Origin of the sequence: Escherichia sp. Lx600-2 (assembly GCF_036662595.1) — a bacterium.
GTDB classification, from domain to species: Bacteria; Pseudomonadota; Gammaproteobacteria; order Enterobacterales; family Enterobacteriaceae; genus Escherichia; species Escherichia coli.
This window is the reverse complement of sequence record NZ_JAYQWM010000076.1, coordinates 1-17,254: the sequence shown is the minus strand read 5'-3', so window position 1 is coordinate 17,254 and position 17,254 is coordinate 1. Positions and strand designations below refer to the sequence as shown.

21 protein-coding genes and 1 pseudogene are annotated in these 17,254 nt (G+C 49.1%); 13 read left to right on the top strand and 9 right to left on the bottom strand.

Going from position 1 to position 17,254, the window contains the following annotated elements; all coding sequences use genetic code 11:
* The 3 genes from OQV04_RS25175 to yiaA form a co-directional block, all read left to right on the top strand.
* Window positions 1–60: IS1 family transposase (locus OQV04_RS25175; RefSeq protein ID WP_071528444.1), on the top strand; the 60-nt coding region annotated here is incomplete at its 5' end.
* Window positions 61–191: 131 nt separating this feature from the next.
* A complete protein-coding gene (gene yiaB, locus OQV04_RS19630) occupies window positions 192–533 on the top strand; it encodes an inner membrane protein YiaB (RefSeq protein WP_045177444.1) in 342 nt (113 codons plus the stop codon).
* 45 nt (window positions 534–578) lie between these two features.
* Window positions 579–1,016 (top strand): inner membrane protein YiaA, encoded by a 438-nt coding sequence (gene yiaA / locus OQV04_RS19625; RefSeq protein ID WP_001296808.1) that lies wholly within the window; start codon window positions 579–581, stop codon window positions 1,014–1,016.
* A 41-nt stretch (window positions 1,017–1,057) separates the two neighbouring features.
* On the opposite strand, the gene wecH is transcribed toward yiaA, so the two are convergent.
* Window positions 1,058–2,053: an O-acetyltransferase WecH gene (gene wecH / locus OQV04_RS19620; RefSeq protein ID WP_332642637.1), complete on the bottom strand. Its 996-nt coding sequence runs from the start codon at window positions 2,051–2,053 to the stop codon at window positions 1,058–1,060.
* Window positions 2,054–2,227: 174 nt separating this feature from the next.
* On the opposite strand from wecH, the gene OQV04_RS19615 reads away from it, so the two are divergent.
* From OQV04_RS19615 to hokA, 4 genes are all read left to right on the top strand, one after another.
* Entirely contained in the window at window positions 2,228–2,527 is a 300-nt protein-coding gene (locus tag OQV04_RS19615) for a YsaB family lipoprotein (RefSeq protein WP_000980111.1), read from the top strand.
* Window positions 2,528–2,621: 94 nt separating this feature from the next.
* A complete protein-coding gene (glyQ, locus tag OQV04_RS19610) occupies window positions 2,622–3,533 on the top strand; it encodes a glycine--tRNA ligase subunit alpha (RefSeq protein ID WP_001168544.1) in 912 nt (303 codons plus the stop codon).
* Between the two features lie 9 nt (window positions 3,534–3,542).
* Entirely contained in the window at window positions 3,543–5,612 is a 2,070-nt protein-coding gene (gene glyS, locus OQV04_RS19605; protein WP_001291788.1) for a glycine--tRNA ligase subunit beta, read from the top strand.
* A 242-nt stretch (window positions 5,613–5,854) separates the two neighbouring features.
* Window positions 5,855–5,992, top strand: coding sequence for a type I toxin-antitoxin system toxin HokA (gene hokA, locus OQV04_RS19600; protein ID WP_032213338.1), 138 nt, complete (start codon window positions 5,855–5,857; stop codon window positions 5,990–5,992).
* On the opposite strand, the gene OQV04_RS19595 is transcribed toward hokA, so the two are convergent.
* The 3 genes from OQV04_RS19595 to OQV04_RS19585 all read right to left on the bottom strand — a co-directional run bounded on the left by OQV04_RS19595 (window position 5,969) and on the right by OQV04_RS19585 (window position 6,963).
* Window positions 5,969–6,040, bottom strand: a complete 72-nt coding sequence (locus OQV04_RS19595; protein WP_212734940.1) for a hypothetical protein — start codon at window positions 6,038–6,040, stop codon at window positions 5,969–5,971. The two genes, hokA and OQV04_RS19595, sit on opposite strands and share 24 nt — an antisense overlap.
* A 139-nt stretch (window positions 6,041–6,179) precedes the next feature.
* Complete coding sequence (cspE, locus tag OQV04_RS19590; protein WP_000014594.1) at window positions 6,180–6,392, bottom strand: transcription antiterminator/RNA stability regulator CspE; 213 nt, start codon at window positions 6,390–6,392, stop codon at window positions 6,180–6,182.
* 280 nt (window positions 6,393–6,672) lie between these two features.
* A complete protein-coding gene (locus tag OQV04_RS19585) occupies window positions 6,673–6,963 on the bottom strand; it encodes an HTH-type transcriptional regulator (RefSeq protein ID WP_000455798.1) in 291 nt (96 codons plus the stop codon).
* A 433-nt stretch (window positions 6,964–7,396) separates the two neighbouring features.
* On the opposite strand from OQV04_RS19585, the gene OQV04_RS19580 reads away from it, so the two are divergent.
* Window positions 7,397–8,107, top strand: coding sequence for a DUF3053 domain-containing protein (locus OQV04_RS19580; RefSeq protein WP_000190516.1), 711 nt, complete (start codon window positions 7,397–7,399; stop codon window positions 8,105–8,107).
* 49 nt (window positions 8,108–8,156) lie between these two features.
* Here OQV04_RS19580 and ghrB read toward each other — a convergent pair whose 3' ends face one another.
* Window positions 8,157–9,131: a glyoxylate/hydroxypyruvate reductase GhrB gene (ghrB, locus tag OQV04_RS19575; RefSeq protein WP_000805011.1), complete on the bottom strand. Its 975-nt coding sequence runs from the start codon at window positions 9,129–9,131 to the stop codon at window positions 8,157–8,159.
* A gap of 103 nt (window positions 9,132–9,234) precedes the next feature.
* Entirely contained in the window at window positions 9,235–9,894 is a 660-nt protein-coding gene (locus OQV04_RS19570; protein ID WP_000747625.1) for an OmpA family lipoprotein, read from the bottom strand.
* Window positions 9,895–10,046: 152 nt separating this feature from the next.
* Here OQV04_RS19570 and bisC point away from each other — a divergent pair, with 152 nt between their 5' ends.
* Complete coding sequence (gene bisC, locus OQV04_RS19565; RefSeq protein ID WP_071999276.1) at window positions 10,047–12,380, top strand: biotin sulfoxide reductase; 2,334 nt, start codon at window positions 10,047–10,049, stop codon at window positions 12,378–12,380.
* On the opposite strand, the gene OQV04_RS19560 is transcribed toward bisC, so the two are convergent.
* A complete protein-coding gene (locus OQV04_RS19560; protein ID WP_000617485.1) occupies window positions 12,349–12,789 on the bottom strand; it encodes an N-acetyltransferase in 441 nt (146 codons plus the stop codon). The two genes, bisC and OQV04_RS19560, sit on opposite strands and share 32 nt — an antisense overlap.
* Complete coding sequence (tag, locus tag OQV04_RS19555) at window positions 12,786–13,349, bottom strand: DNA-3-methyladenine glycosylase I (RefSeq protein WP_000438941.1); 564 nt, start codon at window positions 13,347–13,349, stop codon at window positions 12,786–12,788. The genes OQV04_RS19560 and tag overlap by 4 nt, the downstream gene beginning before the upstream one ends.
* A 157-nt stretch (window positions 13,350–13,506) precedes the next feature.
* Here tag and OQV04_RS19550 point away from each other — a divergent pair, with 157 nt between their 5' ends.
* The 4 genes and pseudogenes from OQV04_RS19550 to lpfB all read left to right on the top strand — a co-directional run.
* Window positions 13,507–14,205, top strand: coding sequence for an autotransporter outer membrane beta-barrel domain-containing protein (locus OQV04_RS19550; RefSeq protein WP_000584472.1), 699 nt, complete (start codon window positions 13,507–13,509; stop codon window positions 14,203–14,205).
* A 228-nt stretch (window positions 14,206–14,433) separates the two neighbouring features.
* Entirely contained in the window at window positions 14,434–15,636 is a 1,203-nt protein-coding gene (locus OQV04_RS19545; protein WP_032281813.1) for an L-lactate MFS transporter, read from the top strand.
* A gap of 340 nt (window positions 15,637–15,976) precedes the next feature.
* Entirely contained in the window at window positions 15,977–16,501 is a 525-nt protein-coding gene (lpfA1, locus tag OQV04_RS19540; RefSeq protein WP_032281812.1) for a long polar fimbria major subunit LpfA1, read from the top strand.
* Window positions 16,502–16,565: 64 nt separating this feature from the next.
* Window positions 16,566–17,180, top strand: a pseudogene (gene lpfB, locus OQV04_RS19535) (long polar fimbrial biogenesis chaperone LpfB); the annotation flags it as partial.
* Between the two features lie 15 nt (window positions 17,181–17,195).
* Here the strand turns inward: lpfB and OQV04_RS25170 are convergent.
* Entirely contained in the window at window positions 17,196–17,252 is a 57-nt protein-coding gene (locus OQV04_RS25170; protein ID WP_003032489.1) for an IS1 family transposase, read from the bottom strand.
* Between the last annotated feature and the right edge of the window lie 2 nt (window positions 17,253–17,254).

Below are 17,254 nucleotides of genomic sequence, written 5' to 3'. Positions count from 1 at the left end.
TCGGTGGAGCTGCATGACAAAGTCATCGGGCATTATCTGAACATAAAACACTATCAATAAGTTGGAGTCATTACCGTAATTAATTAATATTTAGTATGAATTTATTCTGAAAATCATTTGTTAATGGCATTTTTCAGTTTTGTCTTTCGTTGGTTACTCGTAATGTATCGCTGGTAGATATGGAGATCGTTATGAAAACCTCAAAAACTGTGGCAAAACTATTATTTGTTGTCGGGGCGCTGGTTTATCTGGTTGGGCTATGGATCTCATGCCCATTGTTGAGTGGAAAAGGCTATTTTCTTGGCGTGTTAATGACAGCAACTTTTGGCAACTATGCATATCTTCGCGCAGAAAAACGCGGGCAACTGGATAATTTTTTTACCCATATTTGCCAGTTAGTTGCGTTAATCACTATCGGTCTCTTGTTTATCGGTGTTTTAAATGCACCTATCAATGCTTATGAAATGGTGATCTACCCCATCGCCTTTTTTGTCTGCTTGTTTGGTCAAATGCGTTTGTTTCGCTCGGTATGAGCAATATAAAGCTCTTACACATTCAGGAATGAAAGGAATACTGTGATGGACAACAAAATATCAACCTATTCACCGGCCTTTAGTATTGTGTCATGGATAGCTCTCGTTGGTGGTATCGTTACCTATCTGTTAGGGCTATGGAATGCAGAGATGCAGTTAAATGAAAAAGGATATTATTTTGCCGTACTGGTATTAGGACTGTTTTCTGCGGCGTCTTATCAAAAGACTGTTCGGGACAAGTATGAAGGCATACCGACCACTTCCATTTATTATATGACCTGCCTGACTGTCTTTATTATCTCTGTTGCATTACTGATGGTAGGTCTGTGGAATGCGACATTATTACTCAGCGAAAAAGGTTTTTATGGACTGGCTTTCTTCTTAAGCTTGTTTGGTGCAGTAGCGGTGCAGAAAAATATTCGTGATGCCGGAATAAACCCACCAAAAGAAACACAGGTTACCCAGGAAGAATACAGCGAATAACTCACGTAAGCCCGGTCAGTCCAATGTGACCGGGCTTTTACTTAACTCACTAATCTGTTTCTGTCGATTCGTTGTACCAGCATAGAAAGTAACAAACTCGCTGCCAACGTCGCGCAAAAAATCCAAATAATATCCAGTATTGGCCAATTTTTAAGCTCAATTCCCCGGGTGCGCAGCGCATGGATAATCAAGGCGTGGAATCCGTATATACCCAACGAATGGCGGGAGATTAAGCCAAGTCCGCGAATGGTACGCGTATCCAGCGTGTTTTTAACCAGAGTCAATAGCGCGATTGCGCAGATAAAAACCATCGGCCCACAGTAAAGATACCAGGTATCGGCAAAATTTCCGCGCCACTGCAATTCATATAATGTCCCGCGAGAGATAATAAAAACTCCCGTCGCAAACAGTGCGGCGCTCACCCACGACAGTGCTTTATGCTGTGTGTCCATCATCCCTAAAGCGCGGCCCAACATGCCATACAGAATGTAGTAAAAAGTATCGCCATTGATATATAAGTTAATTGGCAGCCATTCAAAACCGTCGATTTTCTGCGGCACGGTGTTTGGGTTAGCGATGATACCAATCACCACCATTAGCACCAGCAACATTTTTCCGCCGACGTTCTTCGCCTGAATCAGCGGTGAAACCAGATAAATCACCGCAATCGCGAAGAAAAACCATAAGTGGTAAAACACTGGCTTTTGCAGCAGGTTTTTCAGCGCTAACTCCACATTAATGGAGGTAAACAGTGCAATGTAGAGCAGCGCGATTGCGCTATAAAAAAACAGACATAAGCCGATACGCAAGAAATGGCGCGGCTGGGCGCTGCGTTCGCCAAAAAAGAGATAGCCGGAAATCATGAAAAATAGCGGCACGCTGACACGAGAGGCAGAGTTCAGAACATTGGCGATATCCCAGGTGACGGGGCTAACACTATGAGCATTGGTCACATACCAGGTAGTGGTGTGAATCATCACCACCATTAAACACGCTATCCCTCGCAGGTTATCAATCCAGTAAATTTTGGGCTGCATCTGTGTCTCTGTATCTGGTTAAAAAAAGTCTGACCGATAAATCATTCAGTTGGCGCACTGGAATAATCTGAGTTTTAACACTACAGCTTATAGAGGCTTAAGGAAATTCGTAAGATATCAGCCACTATACCGATATAAATAATAAGACTCACCTGCAAACCAGACGGTAATTTAATGATGATGAACGCTTTCTTTCCGGCAATGGCGCTTATGGTGCTAGTGGGTTGTTCTACACCGTCACCCGTGCAGAAAGCACAACGGGTAAAGGTTGATCCTCTGCGTTCGTTGAATATGGAAGCGTTATGCAAGGATCAGGCGGCAAAACGTTATAACACCGGCGAGCAAAAAATCGACGTCACCGCCTTCGAACAGTTCCAGGGAAGCTATGAAATGCGCGGTTATACCTTCCGTAAAGAGCAGTTTGTCTGTTCTTTTGACGCAGATGGCCATTTTTTGCATCTTTCCATGCGTTAAGCCCTGCTTTTTCCCGTTTCATACTGTATATCTTCCATCCAGCGGGTATACTGATCCCTTCCTTTAAATCCACACGTATCCAGCACGAAATAATATGCAAAAGTTTGATACCAGGACCTTCCAGGGCTTGATCCTGACCTTACAGGATTACTGGGCTCGCCAGGGCTGCACCATTGTTCAACCATTGGACATGGAAGTCGGCGCGGGAACCTCTCACCCAATGACCTGTCTGCGCGCGCTGGGGCCAGAACCGATGGCGGCTGCTTATGTTCAGCCTTCTCGTCGCCCGACCGATGGTCGCTACGGCGAAAACCCCAACCGTTTACAGCACTACTATCAGTTCCAGGTGGTCATTAAGCCATCGCCGGACAATATTCAGGAGCTGTACCTTGGTTCTCTGAAAGAGCTGGGCATGGACCCGACTATCCACGATATCCGTTTCGTGGAAGATAACTGGGAAAACCCGACGCTGGGTGCCTGGGGACTGGGCTGGGAAGTGTGGCTAAACGGCATGGAAGTGACGCAGTTCACTTACTTCCAGCAGGTTGGTGGTCTGGAGTGTAAACCGGTTACCGGCGAGATCACCTACGGTCTGGAACGTCTGGCCATGTACATTCAGGGCGTAGACAGCGTTTACGACCTGGTCTGGAGCGACGGCCCGCTGGGTAAAACCACCTACGGCGACGTGTTCCATCAGAACGAAGTGGAGCAGTCCACTTACAACTTCGAATACGCGGACGTGGACTTCCTGTTCACCTGCTTTGAGCAGTACGAGAAAGAAGCGCAGCAGCTGCTGGCGCTGGAAAATCCGCTGCCGCTGCCAGCTTACGAGCGTATTCTGAAAGCCGCCCACAGCTTCAACCTGCTGGATGCGCGTAAAGCCATCTCCGTCACCGAGCGTCAGCGCTACATTCTGCGCATTCGCACCCTGACCAAAGCAGTGGCAGAAGCATATTACGCTTCCCGTGAAGCCCTCGGCTTCCCGATGTGCAACAAAGATAAGTAAGAGGCGGCTATGTCTGAGAAAACTTTTCTGGTGGAAATCGGCACTGAAGAGCTGCCACCAAAAGCACTGCGCAGCCTGGCAGAGTCCTTTGCTGCGAACTTTACTGCGGAGCTGGATAACGCTGGCCTCGCACACGGCACCGTTCAATGGTTTGCTGCTCCGCGTCGTCTGGCGCTGAAAGTAGCTAACCTGGCGGAAGCGCAACCGGATCGTGAAATCGAAAAACGCGGCCCGGCGATTGCCCAGGCGTTCGACGCTGAAGGCAAACCGAGCAAAGCGGCAGAAGGTTGGGCGCGTGGTTGCGGTATTACCGTTGACCAGGCTGAGCGTCTGACTACCGATAAAGGCGAATGGCTGCTGTATCGCGCCCATGTGAAGGGCGAAAGCACTGAAGCACTGCTGCCGAATATGGTTGCGACTTCGCTGGCGAAACTGCCGATTCCGAAACTGATGCGCTGGGGTGCAAGCGACGTGCACTTCGTGCGTCCGGTGCACACCGTGACCCTGCTGCTGGGCGACAAAGTCATTCCTGCAACCATTCTGGGCATTCAGTCCGATCGCGTGATTCGCGGCCACCGCTTTATGGGCGAGCCGGAATTCACCATCGATAACGCCGATCAGTATCCGGAAATTCTGCGTGAGCGTGGGAAAGTCATCGCCGATTACGAAGAACGTAAGGCGAAGATTAAAGCCGATGCCGAAGAAGCAGCGCGTAAGATTGGCGGTAACGCTGACTTAAGCGAAAGCCTGCTGGAAGAAGTGGCTTCGCTGGTGGAGTGGCCGGTCGTTCTAACCGCGAAATTTGAAGAGAAATTCCTCGCGGTGCCGTCTGAAGCACTGGTTTACACCATGAAAGGTGACCAGAAGTACTTCCCGGTGTATGCGAACGACGGCAAACTGCTGCCGAACTTTATCTTCGTTGCCAACATCGAATCGAAAGATCCGCAGCAAATTATCTCTGGTAACGAGAAAGTCGTTCGTCCACGTCTGGCTGATGCCGAGTTCTTCTTCAACACCGACCGTAAAAAACGTCTGGAAGATAACCTGCCGCGTCTGCAAACCGTGCTGTTCCAGCAACAGCTGGGTACGCTGCGTGACAAAACTGACCGCATCCAGGCGCTGGCTGGCTGGATCGCCGAACAGATTGGCGCTGACGTTAACCACGCAACCCGTGCGGGCCTGCTGTCTAAGTGTGACCTGATGACCAACATGGTCTTCGAGTTCACCGACACCCAAGGCGTTATGGGGATGCACTACGCGCGTCACGATGGCGAAGCGGAAGACGTAGCCGTCGCGCTGAATGAGCAGTATCAGCCGCGCTTTGCCGGTGATGACCTGCCGTCCAACCCGGTAGCTTGTGCGCTGGCGATTGCTGATAAGATGGATACTCTGGCGGGTATCTTCGGTATCGGTCAGCATCCGAAAGGCGACAAAGACCCGTTTGCGCTGCGTCGTGCCGCACTTGGCGTGCTGCGAATTATCGTTGAGAAGAACCTCAACCTTGATCTGCAAACGCTGACCGAAGAAGCGGTGCGTCTGTATGGCGATAAGCTGACTAATGCCAACGTAGTTGATGATGTTATCGACTTTATGCTCGGTCGCTTCCGCGCCTGGTATCAGGACGAAGGTTATACCGTTGACACCATCCAGGCGGTACTGGCGCGTCGTCCGACTCGTCCGGCTGATTTCGATGCCCGCATGAAAGCGGTATCGCACTTCCGTACCCTGGAAGCAGCTGCAGCACTGGCGGCGGCGAACAAACGTGTATCTAACATCCTGGCGAAATCTGACGAAGTGCTGAGCGATCGCGTGAATGCCTCTACTCTGAAAGAGCCGGAAGAAATTAAACTGGCGATGCAGGTTGTGGTGCTACGTGACAAGCTGGAGCCGTACTTTGCGGAAGGTCGTTACCAGGATGCGCTGGTCGAACTGGCAGAGCTGCGTGAACCGGTCGATGCCTTCTTCGATAAAGTGATGGTCATGGTTGATGACAAAGAATTGCGTATCAACCGTCTGACCATGCTGGAGAAACTGCGCGAACTGTTCCTGCGCGTTGCGGATATTTCGCTGTTGCAGTAATAACGCCGTTATTAAAAAGCCTGCCATCTGGCAGGCTTTTTTTATCGCTAAATAATACAGCAACCTTTAATAATCTTCTGCTGAATAAAGATTATCTCATATATTAATTTTATGAGATTTTTTAGGATTATATCAAGGAGAAGAAACAAACTTATTAAGCTAGAATAGCCACGGGTGCTTGAGACTGTTTGTCTCAGGTATTCACCGAAAGGCAGACAGAGAAAAGTCCCACCTGACTATAAATCAAAAAGTGTACTGCACCCATTTGTTTCACGCTTTTATTTTTCACCTGGATGATAAGAGATTCACTGTGTGAATTGCATATTAAACAGGGGGGTTATGAGCTGGCGGCATTTTTAGCCTGCAATTTGAAAGAGTAAGAGTCTTCGGCGGGAAGTTATTCCCGCCTTTCTTACGGCGTTGCGCATTCTCATTGCACCCAAATTTATTTTTCACAAAAATAATACTAGATTTTATTACGCGATCGATTATTTATTTCCTGAAAAACAAATAAAAAAATCCCCGCCAAATGGCAGGGATCTTAGATTCTGTGCTTTTAAGCAGAGATTACAGGCTGGTTACGTTACCAGCTGCCGGGCCTTTAGCGCCGCTTTCGATGGTGAAGGACACTTTCTGACCTTCGTCCAGAGATTTGTAACCATCGTTCTGGATAGCAGAGAAGTGTACGAACACGTCTTTAGAGCCATCGTCAGGAGTGATGAAGCCGAAGCCTTTGTCAGCGTTGAACCATTTTACGATACCAGTCATTTTACCGGACATAGTGTATTACCTTTAATAATTAAGTGTGCCTTTCGGCGATATGGCGTGCTTTACAGATTTTGAAGCGTTAAAGGAATGTGCACTACGAGGGGTATCAACGATAACTCTTGAAGGGACTTGCCTTACTACACTGCTTTAATGGTCTGTACGTCAAACCGTTGATGTGCATTAAGCCACGCATTGGCGGGTGATGCAACAATTATTTTTCATATTTATGATTAATCGGTTGGAAAACGGTCCTGTCATCAGGACCGTAAACAGCAATAAAGTGGATAAAAGTCTATTCCATCAACTGCTTACTTAATGCCGGGTTGGCTTGAATCAAACGCATCAATTTTAGTTCGGCACTTGAAGGCTTCACGCGTCTGGATTCCCATTCCTTTACCATGGCGACTGATACGCCCAAAACCCGGGCGAAATCATCGATTTTTAATCCTGTCCCTTTTCGTAACTGCTCAATTTCGGTACAGGACGTTGTTCTGTGCGTCAGGGTAATTTTCTGCGTTTCATCTTTAAAAACAATCTGTTCCAGGCTGCTCAACAGCTCATGCATTGGATCTTTATATTCCATTGAAAACTCCTCAAATCACACTGCGGGATCGTGAATTGCATCGAAGCTCATTAAGAATAGTCGGGAAAAGCAGACACAGCGGGGTGAAGTCAGGGCATGCTCTGGCTATGATTCGATTCAGCCAGTCATTTAGCGTGACTTATAGCCACCTAACGATCTGATAAATGCCGATATATCTCTTACCACTCCTGGTTTGTAAAGATTTCGAAAATCTAACCTTCTGCGAAGGCGTAAATCTCTGGCTACAAAAAAGGCAACGGCAATATCATTTTTTAACAATGAAACAACAAATTAACCTTGTTTCATTTTCTCCATGATTTTACCAGGAAGATTACGTAGAAAGGGTATCCTGCAAGCCTGTCCTGGACTATCCTTGTCACGTCAGACACGCGTGTGTCGTTGTGCGCTTTTTTTGGGTGAAAGGAGTAAGAAAATGGCGACAGGAAAGTCCTGCTCTCGCTGGTTTGCGCCTCTTGCGGCGTTATTAATGGTAGTTAGCCTGAGTGGGTGTTTTGATAAAGAAGGCGATCAGCGTAAAGCGTTTATCGACTTCCTGCAGAATACAGTGATGCGTAGCGGTGAACGTCTACCAACCCTGACTGCCGATCAGAAAAAACAGTTTGGTCCTTTTGTCTCTGATTACGCGATTCTGTATGGTTATTCTCAGCAGGTGAATCAGGCGATGGATTCCGGTCTGCGCCCGGTTGTAGACAGCGTTAACGCAATTCGCGTACCGCAGGATTACGTTACGCAAAGCGGTCCGCTGCGTGAAATGAATGGTTCGCTGGGTGTGCTGGCGCAACAACTGCAAAATGCGAAGTTGCAGGCCGATGCTGCGCACTCTGCGCTAAAACAGAGTGATGACCTGAAACCGGTCTTTGATCAGGCATTCACCAAAGTGGTAACGACGCCAGCTGATGCATTGCAACCGTTGATTCCGGCGGCACAAACTTTCACGCAACAACTGGTGATGGTTGGAGACTACATTGCCCAACAAGGTACTCAGGTGAGCTTTGTAGCAAATGGCATCCAGTTCCCGACTTCACAGCAGGCAAGTGAATATAACAAACTGATTGCGCCATTACCGGCACAACATCAGGCGTTTAATCAGGCCTGGACTACAGCAGTTACTGCAACCCAATAAAGAGTAAAAGCCCGAGCGATTATCGGGCTTTACTCCACGCAGTCGCGGCTTAGTCCGCGACGTGCGGATTCACACAGTTCTTCTCAACCTTTCCTTGTAACGCATCAATCAAATTATCCACGGCACAGGCGGCCATGCCATAACGCGTCTCATGGGTGGCAGATCCAATATGCGGTACTGCGACGACGTTGGCCATTGAGAGCAACGGCGAATCTACGGAAAGTGGCTCTTGTTCGAAGACATCCAGCCCGGCGGCGTGAATTTCGCCTTTCTGCAATGCAGCAATCAGTGCATTTTCATCAACCACCGGGCCACGTCCGGCATTAATGAATATGGCGGAGGATTTCATTTTGGCGAATTGTTCTGCGCCAAATAGATGATACGTCTCATCAGTTAACGGCAGGATCAGGCAAACGAAATCTGACTCTTGTAACAGTGTATCCAAATCGCAGTAGCGGGCGTTGAAGCGTTCTTCTGCTTCTTTATGGTGGCGGCGCGCGTTATAGAGGATGGGCATGTTGAAGCCAAAGTGCGCACGTTGTGCCAGCGCCATGCCGATCCGTCCCATCCCGACAATGCCCAGTGTTTTATGGTGAACGTCAGTGCCGTACCAGTCCGGGCCTATGCTCGCGGTCCATTCGCCTGCTTTTACCCGTTCTGCTACCTCCACAACCCGACGAGCGGTAGACAACACCAGCGCCATCAGCGTATCGGCGACGGTTTCTGTTAATACGGTTGGCGTGTGCATCAGCAGAATTTTTCGGGCGGTAAGCGCATCGACATCAAAATTGTCATAGCCGACGGAGATCGTTGATGTGGCACGCAGTTTCGGCATTTTTTCCAGCAATGCGGCATCTACATTCTCGTTTGAACCCAGTAAACCTTCAGCTTCTGCAAAAATTGCTGCATTTTGATCGACGGTTTGTGGGCTGAGGTTTGCCACCTGGTGAACGGTGAAATGCTCTTGCAGGCGTTGCAGTAAATCATCAGGTAAGGCTTTGTAGAGGATAACGGACGGCTTCATGCTTCTCTCCATTCACTGATAAGGCGATCACCTTAGCCTGAAATATGATGAAGGAAAACTGAAGAATGCCAGGTGATTTCTGCATCACCTGGCATGAAAGGGATTACAGCGGGCTTAAGGTAATTTCTACACGGCGGTTTTGCGCCTTACCTTCTGCGGTGCTGTTGCTGGCGATTGGGTTAGCCGGGCCAAGGCCCTGAGTACGGATGCGGCTGGCGTCCACGCCCTGGGTGATCAACGCGCTGGCAACGGAATCCGCACGCTGCTGGGAGAGACGCATGTTCAGATCGTGACCACCCGTGCTGTCGGTATAACCAATCACGTTAACCGCCGTTTTCGGATACTCTTTCAGCACCATTGCCACGCCGGTCAGGGTGTTAGCGCCCGCAGGTTTCAGGGTCGCGCTGCTGCTGTCGAAGGTCACATTGTTCGGCATATTGAGGATAATGTTATCCCCGCTGCGGGTTACACTAACACCAGTGCCGCGCATTTTGTCACGCAGCTTCGCTTCCTGCACATCCATGTAATAACCCACGCCGCCGCCCAGAGCTGCGCCTGCTGCTGCGCCAATCAGCGCGCCTTTACCGCGATCTTTCTTCGAAGAAGAGAGCGCACCAATACCCGCGCCCACGAGAGAGCCCAGACCTGCGCCGATAGCAGATTTACCTGCTTCGCGTTCGCCGGTGTAAGGGTTAGTTGTGCAGCCAGATACCGCCAGAGCGCCACTCACTACGGCGGCAATAAGATAAACACGTTTCTTCATTGTTAATCCTTAATAACCTTTTTATTCTTTGCCACGGGTTCCGTGGCGGGAGATTATGCCGCGTGAACATGAAGATTATTCCTGGGAATACTCGGAAATTTGTAAGTAATATTTAACTGCTCAATACATCTAACCTTTCAGGAGTCTTCGGTTTGGCCAACTCATCCTCACGATATTCCGTTCTGACTGCCGCCCATTGGGGGCCCATGCTGGTTGAAACCGACGGCGAAACCGTGTTTAGCTCGCGTGGCGCGTTAGCCACAGGAATGGAAAACTCCTTGCAGAGCGCGGTTCGCGACCAGGTTCACAGCAATACGCGGGTACGATTTCCAATGGTGCGCAAAGGCTTTCTCGCGTCACCGGAAAACCCGCAAGGCATTCGTGGGCAGGATGAATTTGTTCGCGTGAGTTGGGATGAGGCGCTGGATCTTATTCACCAACAACATAAACGCATTCGTGAGGCTTATGGTCCGGCATCGATTTTTGCTGGTTCCTACGGCTGGCGTTCAAACGGCGTGCTGCATAAGGCCTCGACATTATTACAACGCTATATGGCGCTGGCAGGCGGTTATACCGGGCATCTGGGGGATTATTCGACCGGCGCGGCACAGGCGATCATGCCGTATGTCGTGGGTGGTAGTGAAGTTTATCAACAGCAGACCAGTTGGCCGCTGGTGCTGGAACATAGCGATGTCGTGGTGCTGTGGAGTGCTAACCCACTCAATACGCTGAAAATTGCGTGGAATGCATCCGATGAGCAGGGGCTTTCTTACTTTTCTGCACTGCGTGACAGCGGGAAAAAGCTGATCTGCATTGATCCAATGCGATCGGAAACCGTCGATTTCTTTGGCGATAAAATGGAGTGGGTGGCACCGCACATGGGCACTGATGTTGCGCTGATGCTGGGGATCGCCCATACGCTGGTGGAAAATGGTTGGCACGACGAAGCGTTTCTGGCGCGTTGCACCACAGGTTATGCCGTCTTCGCCTCTTATTTGCTGGGCGAGAGTGACGGAATAGCGAAAACCGCCGAATGGGCAGCAGAGATTTGTGGTGTTGGCGCAGCGAAAATCCGCGAGCTGGCGGCTATTTTCCACCAAAATACCACCATGCTGATGGCTGGCTGGGGAATGCAGCGCCAACAGTTTGGTGAGCAAAAACACTGGATGATCGTCACGCTGGCAGCAATGTTGGGGCAAATCGGCACACCCGGCGGCGGTTTTGGTCTTTCTTACCATTTTGCCAATGGTGGTAACCCCACGCGGCGCGCTGCGGTACTCTCTTCCATGCAGGGCAGCTTGCCGGGTGGCTGCGATGCGGTAGATAAAATCCCTGTCGCCCGCATTGTTGAAGCACTGGAAAACCCCGGTGGCGCATATCAACACAACGGTATGGACCGACATTTCCCGGATATTCGTTTTATCTGGTGGGCGGGCGGTGCCAACTTTACTCATCATCAGGATACCAATCGCCTGATCCGTGCCTGGCAAAAACCGGAGCTGGTGGTGATCTCTGAATGCTTCTGGACGGCGGCGGCGAAACACGCGGATATCGTTCTGCCTGCGACTACCTCTTTTGAGCGTAATGATCTCACCATGACCGGTGATTATAGTAATCAGCATCTGGTGCCGATGAAGCAAGTGGTGCCGCCACGCTATGAAGCGCGTAATGATTTTGATGTTTTTGCCGAGTTAAGTGAACGCTGGGAGAAGGGCGGTTATGCACGTTTTACGGAAGGAAAAAGTGAGCTGCAATGGCTGGAAACGTTTTATAACGTTGCCCGACAGCGCGGGGCAAGCCAGCAGGTTGAATTGCCGCCATTTGCTGAGTTCTGGCAAGCCAATCAGTTAATTGAGATGCCGGAAAACCCGGACAGCGAGCGGTTTATTCGCTTCGCTGATTTTTGCCGGGATCCGCAGGTGCATCCATTAAAAACCGCCAGCAGTAAGATTGAAATCTTCTCGCAGCGTATTGCCGATTACGCTTATCCGGATTGCCCGGGGCATCCAATGTGGCTGGTGCCGGACGAATGGCAGGGCAATGCCGAACCGGAACAGTTACAGGTACTTTCTGCTCATCCGGCGCATCGTCTGCACAGCCAGCTGAATTACAGTTCTCTGCGCGAATTGTACGCGGTGGCAAACCGTGAGCCTGTCACCATTCATCCTGACGATGCCCAGGCGCGCGGCATACAAGATGGCGATACTGTTCGGCTGTGGAACGCACGCGGGCAAATTCTTGCCGGAGCGGTCATTAGCGAGGGAATTAAACCTGGCGTGATTTGTATTCACGAAGGGGCATGGCCGGATTTGGATTTAACCGCTGACGGTATTTGTAAAAACGGCGCAGTCAACGTGCTGACCAAAGATCTCCCCAGCTCGCGGCTGGGGAATGGCTGTGCGGGTAATACGGCGCTGGCATGGCTAGAAAAATACAACGGTCCGGAACTGACACTTACAGCGTTTGAACCACCGGCCAGCTCATAATCCAGGTGGGTAGTTGGGTTTCATCCTGCCATGCGCAATCGACAATGTGAAAACCCTGCGCCTGGTAAAAATCTATCGCCGGTTGATTTTTTTGATAAACCTCCAGCATCAGATGGGGATGGCGCTGTTGCACATACTGCATCAGCGCCTTACCAATACCGCGCCTGACGGCCTTCGGTGCGACAAACATCGCTGCCAGAAATCGGCCTTCCATAATGCTGACAAAACCGAGAAGCTTACTGTCTTCTTCCCAGACCCAGTTTTGTGCGTTGGCAAGATAGGCATCCCGCACCAGCGGAATGCACTCGCGCCAGTAATTCGCTTTTATAAAGGGATGGCCCCAGGTTGTACTTTCCAGCCACAGTTCGAGGATCGCGGGGAGTTCTGAACGTTGCGCTTCCCTAATCATGGTTTATTTCCCGGATAGCAACAGCAGCCAACCACATGATCATTCACCAGCCCACATGCCTGCATAAAGGAGTAACAGATTGTGGTACCGACAAACTTAAAACCACGTTTTTTCAGTGCCTTAGATAGGGCGTCGGAGGCGGGCGTAGATGTGGGGATTTCGCTCAACGTTGTGGCTTGTGTCACCTGTGGCTGATGATTTACAAACGACCAGACAAAGTCGGCAAACGGTTCGCCGTTCTGTTCCATTTGCAGGTACGCCCGCGCATTACCAATAATTGCCTGAATTTTCCCGCGATGGCGGATAATCCCGGCGTCCTGTACCAGTCTTTCGATATCCTCTTCCTGCATTGCGGCAACCTTCACCGGATCGAACTGATGAAAGCAGGCGCGATAGTTTTCGCGTTTTTTGAGGACGGTGATCCACGATAACCCAGCCTGCTGCCCTTCCAGGCAGATCATTTCGAACAGTTTTTTACTGTCAGTTTCAGGCACGCCCCACTCATTATCATGGTAGGCAATATAAAGCGGGTCCTGACTCACCCAGCCGCAACGTTCCATACTTTCCCTCGCTATGTACCCGATCGTAAAAATTTCAGCCGCTTTTCTTGACGCATCGGTGAAAAAGTCAATATTTAATACAGGGCTACTATGCCCGATATCCTTCATACAATGACAATAATATTGCCGAATTCGGCTCTTCCCTGGAGTCGTGTTAATGATCATAAAAAAAAGCGGTGGTCGCTGGCAGCTAAGCCTGCTGGCGAGTGTGGTAATCAGTGCCTTTTTTCTCAACACAGCTTACGCCTGGCAACAAGAATATATCGTTGATACGCAACCCGGGCATTCCACAGAGCGTTACACCTGGGATAGTGATCATCAACCTGATTACAACGATATTTTGTCGCAACGTATTCAAAGTAGCCAAAGGGCGCTGGGACTGGAAGTCAATCTGGCGGAAGAAACCCCTGTGGATGTGACCAGCAGTATGAGTATGGGCTGGAATTTTCCTTTATATGAACAGGTTACAACTGGCCCGGTCGCGGCATTACATTACGATGGCACAACCACCTCGATGTATAACGAGTTTGGCGACAGTACTACCACGCTGACCGATCCGTTATGGCATGCCAGCGTGAGTACCTTAGGCTGGCGTGTTGACTCCCGGCTTGGCGATCTCCGACCCTGGGCGCAAATCAGCTATAACCAGCAATTTGGCGAGAATATCTGGAAGGCGCAATCAGGCCTGAGCCGGATGACGGCGACAAACCAGAACGGCAACTGGCTGGATGTCACCGTAGGCGCTGATATGTTGCTCAATCAAAATATTGCCGCCTATGCCGCGCTATCTCAGGCAGAAAATACCACTAACAATAGCGATTATCTGTATACGATGGGGGTTAGTGCCAGATTTTAACGTAACAATCACAATTGAAACCATTGAATAACAATAGTTGTGGCGATAGTGGGTGCTAACTTACCAAATAATAAATTTGGTGAATAATTGTCGCGTCATTCATTCCTGAACTAAGGCATTTCATTCCGTTCTGATGGCATTTCATGCCGTTTTTCCCCAGGCATAAAGTGCACTTCGTTATGGTTGTCGGCAGAGATTTTTCCTTTTTATTACTGCAGGAATACTGCCATGACACCTTCAAATTATCAGCGTACCCGCTGGCTGACACTCATCGGTACTATCATTACCCAGTTTGCGCTGGGGTCGGTTTATACCTGGAGCCTGTTTAACGGCGCGCTTTCCGCCAAGCTGGATGCGCCGGTAAGCCAGGTCGCTTTCTCTTTCGGCTTGTTAAGTCTGGGGCTGGCAATTTCGTCTTCTGTTGCGGGCAAATTGCAGGAACGTTTTGGTGTTAAACGCGTCACCATCGCTTCCGGCATTTTGCTGGGATTAGGGTTCTTCCTGACAGCGCATTCTGACAACCTGATGATGCTGTGGTTAAGCGCCGGTGTGCTGGTCGGTCTGGCGGATGGCGCGGGTTACCTGCTGACGCTCTCTAACTGCGTGAAATGGTTCCCGGAGCGTAAAGGTCTGATCTCCGCGTTCGCTATCGGTTCTTATGGTCTGGGTAGCCTGGGTTTCAAATTTATCGACACGCAGCTGCTGGAAACGGTCGGTCTGGAAAAAACCTTTGTGATTTGGGGAGCGATTGCGCTGGTGATGATTGTTTTCGGCGCAACGTTAATGAAAGACGCACCAAAACAGGAAGTGAAAACCAGCAATGGTGTGGTGGAGAAAGATTACACGCTGGCAGAGTCGATGCGTAAACCGCAGTACTGGATGTTAGCGGTAATGTTCCTGACTGCCTGCATGAGCGGCCTGTACGTGATTGGGGTAGCGAAAGATATCGCCCAAAGTCTGGCACACCTTGATGTGGTTTCTGCAGCCAATGCAGTCACTGTTATTTCCATCGCCAACCTTAGCGGGCGCCTGGTGCTGGGTATTCTGTCTGACAAAATCTCGCGTATTCGCGTCATCACCATTGGTCAGGTAGTGTCACTGGTGGGCATGGCTGCTCTGCTGTTTGCACCGCTTAACGCGTTAACATTCTTCGCCGCGATTGCTTGTGTAGCATTTAACTTCGGCGGCACCATTACCGTTTTCCCGTCACTGGTTAGTGAGTTCTTCGGCCTCAATAATCTGGCGAAAAACTACGGTGTGATTTACCTCGGTTTTGGTATCGGCAGCATTTGCGGTTCGATTATCGCCTCGCTATTCGGTGGATTTTATGTGACTTTCTGCGTCATCTTTGCTCTGCTGATTATTTCCCTGGCACTTTCCACCACCATTCGCCAGCCGCAGCAGAAAGTGTTGCGTGAGGCGCATATTTAATGAGATGGCGTTGGTTATTAACGAAGGGGCGAGAGAGCCCCTTTTTTTCGTTTAAAATAATAAGGAGATTACAAAACTCTATATATTTACAAAGTGAATGTATATGGATTGATTAATTGATATTTTGTATTTGTTTTTTCCTAAAAATCATTCCTGATTTTTTATCCCGAAAGGCAACTTAGTGATTTAAATCAAAATTCACACTTTCTTAATTTATTGATATTTTATCCTCTTAATTTTCTTTTCCTTGTTTATTTGTATAATCCCGCCTTCAAAGTTGATGCAATGTTAAAGCATCACTATTTGCTAATTAATGTGATTTAATAAAATGGAGTTTTTCATGAAAAAGGTCGTTTTTGCCTTAACTGCACTGGCGTTAACCTCCGGCTCTGCATTTGCAGCAGAATCTGGTGATGGTACGGTTAAATTTACAGGCGAGATCGTGGATTCACCTTGCGTACTGTCCGTTGACTCTCAGAACCAGGAAGTTGTGTTGGGTCAGGTACAAAAATCTGTATTTGCTGCGGTTGGTGACAAATCCCCGGCGAAACCTTTCGAAATCAAACTGGAAGATTGCGATACCACAACGATGAAAAAAGCCAATGTGAGCTTTACTGGTGTTGGTGATGCAGATAAATCTGATCTGATTTCTGTTAGCACTGAAGCAGGTGCGGCCAAAGGTGTTGGTATCGGTATTTATGATAACAGCAACACCCTGGTCGCTCTTAACGGTGGTAAAGCAAGTGTTGACCTGAAAACAGGCCAGACGGTTCTCTACTTTACCGCCAACTACGTTTCAACTCTGGCAACGGTAACGACCGGTTACGGCAATGCGCAGGTCGATTTCAACCTGTCTTACGAGTAATCGTCCGTTTTACAAATGGCGGCGTAATTGCCGCCATTAGTCGTCAAAGTTCATGGATCGAATGATGAAAAGTAAATTTGTTGCGTTGGCTCTCTCTCTGTTCCTTTCACAGTCAGTTCTGGCGGGTGGCGTCGGACTTAGCTCTACTCGCGTAATTTATGATGGCAGTAAGAAAGAAGCCTCGCTGACCGTACAGAATAAAAGTAAGACGGAAGAGTTTCTTATCCAATCCTGGGTGGATGATGCCGCGGGCAGCAAAAAAACACCGTTTATTATTACGCCCCCACTATTCAAGCTTGATCCAGAAAAGAACAATATTTTGCGTATTGTGAATATTACGCCCGGCCTGCCTCAGGATCGCGAATCGGTCTACTGGGTTAATGTGAAAGCCATTCCATCTAAAAGTGACGACAGCGAAAACAAAAATGTTTTGCAGATTGCCGTTCGCACCCGAATCAAACTTTTTTATCGCCCGGCAGGTTTAAAGGGTGATGTAAAAACCGCGCCAAATGAACTGCGATTTACGCGTAACGGTAATCAGCTCCGCGTTGATAATCCGACAGTTTTTAATATTACCTTTAATCAATTTTTTGCGAATGACAAAGAAATTGAAAAAGCAGGCATGGTACCCGCTAAAGGGGCATTAAATATCACATTACCCGCCGGGGTAGGTAGCGTTGGTAATGACTCCAACTTATTGATAGTGTTTTATGTTCAGATAATGCCCGATGACTTTGTCATGCAGCTCCACCG

Excerpts from the sequence above, each read along its gene's own strand:
- ghrB (WP_000805011.1), bottom strand. The coding sequence starts at position 9,131 with ATGAAGCCGTCCGTTATCCTCTACAAAGCCTTACCTGATGATTTACTG.
- OQV04_RS19570 (WP_000747625.1), bottom strand. The coding sequence starts at position 9,894 with ATGAAGAAACGTGTTTATCTTATTGCCGCCGTAGTGAGTGGCGCTCTG.
- tag (WP_000438941.1), bottom strand. The coding sequence starts at position 13,349 with ATGGAACGTTGCGGCTGGGTGAGTCAGGACCCGCTTTATATTGCCTAC.
- OQV04_RS19580 (WP_000190516.1), top strand. The coding sequence starts at position 7,397 with ATGGCGACAGGAAAGTCCTGCTCTCGCTGGTTTGCGCCTCTTGCGGCG.
- glyS (WP_001291788.1), top strand. The coding sequence starts at position 3,543 with ATGTCTGAGAAAACTTTTCTGGTGGAAATCGGCACTGAAGAGCTGCCA.
- OQV04_RS19585 (WP_000455798.1), bottom strand. The coding sequence starts at position 6,963 with ATGGAATATAAAGATCCAATGCATGAGCTGTTGAGCAGCCTGGAACAG.
- cspE (WP_000014594.1), bottom strand. The coding sequence starts at position 6,392 with ATGTCCGGTAAAATGACTGGTATCGTAAAATGGTTCAACGCTGACAAA.
- glyQ (WP_001168544.1), top strand. The coding sequence starts at position 2,622 with ATGCAAAAGTTTGATACCAGGACCTTCCAGGGCTTGATCCTGACCTTA.
- lpfA1 (WP_032281812.1), top strand. The coding sequence starts at position 15,977 with ATGAAAAAGGTCGTTTTTGCCTTAACTGCACTGGCGTTAACCTCCGGC.
- OQV04_RS19545 (WP_032281813.1), top strand. The coding sequence starts at position 14,434 with ATGACACCTTCAAATTATCAGCGTACCCGCTGGCTGACACTCATCGGT.
- OQV04_RS19560 (WP_000617485.1), bottom strand. The coding sequence starts at position 12,789 with ATGATTAGGGAAGCGCAACGTTCAGAACTCCCCGCGATCCTCGAACTG.
- OQV04_RS19615 (WP_000980111.1), top strand. The coding sequence starts at position 2,228 with ATGATGATGAACGCTTTCTTTCCGGCAATGGCGCTTATGGTGCTAGTG.
- wecH (WP_332642637.1), bottom strand. The coding sequence starts at position 2,053 with ATGCAGCCCAAAATTTACTGGATTGATAACCTGCGAGGGATAGCGTGT.
- yiaB (WP_045177444.1), top strand. The coding sequence starts at position 192 with ATGAAAACCTCAAAAACTGTGGCAAAACTATTATTTGTTGTCGGGGCG.
- yiaA (WP_001296808.1), top strand. The coding sequence starts at position 579 with ATGGACAACAAAATATCAACCTATTCACCGGCCTTTAGTATTGTGTCA.
- OQV04_RS19550 (WP_000584472.1), top strand. The coding sequence starts at position 13,507 with ATGATCATAAAAAAAAGCGGTGGTCGCTGGCAGCTAAGCCTGCTGGCG.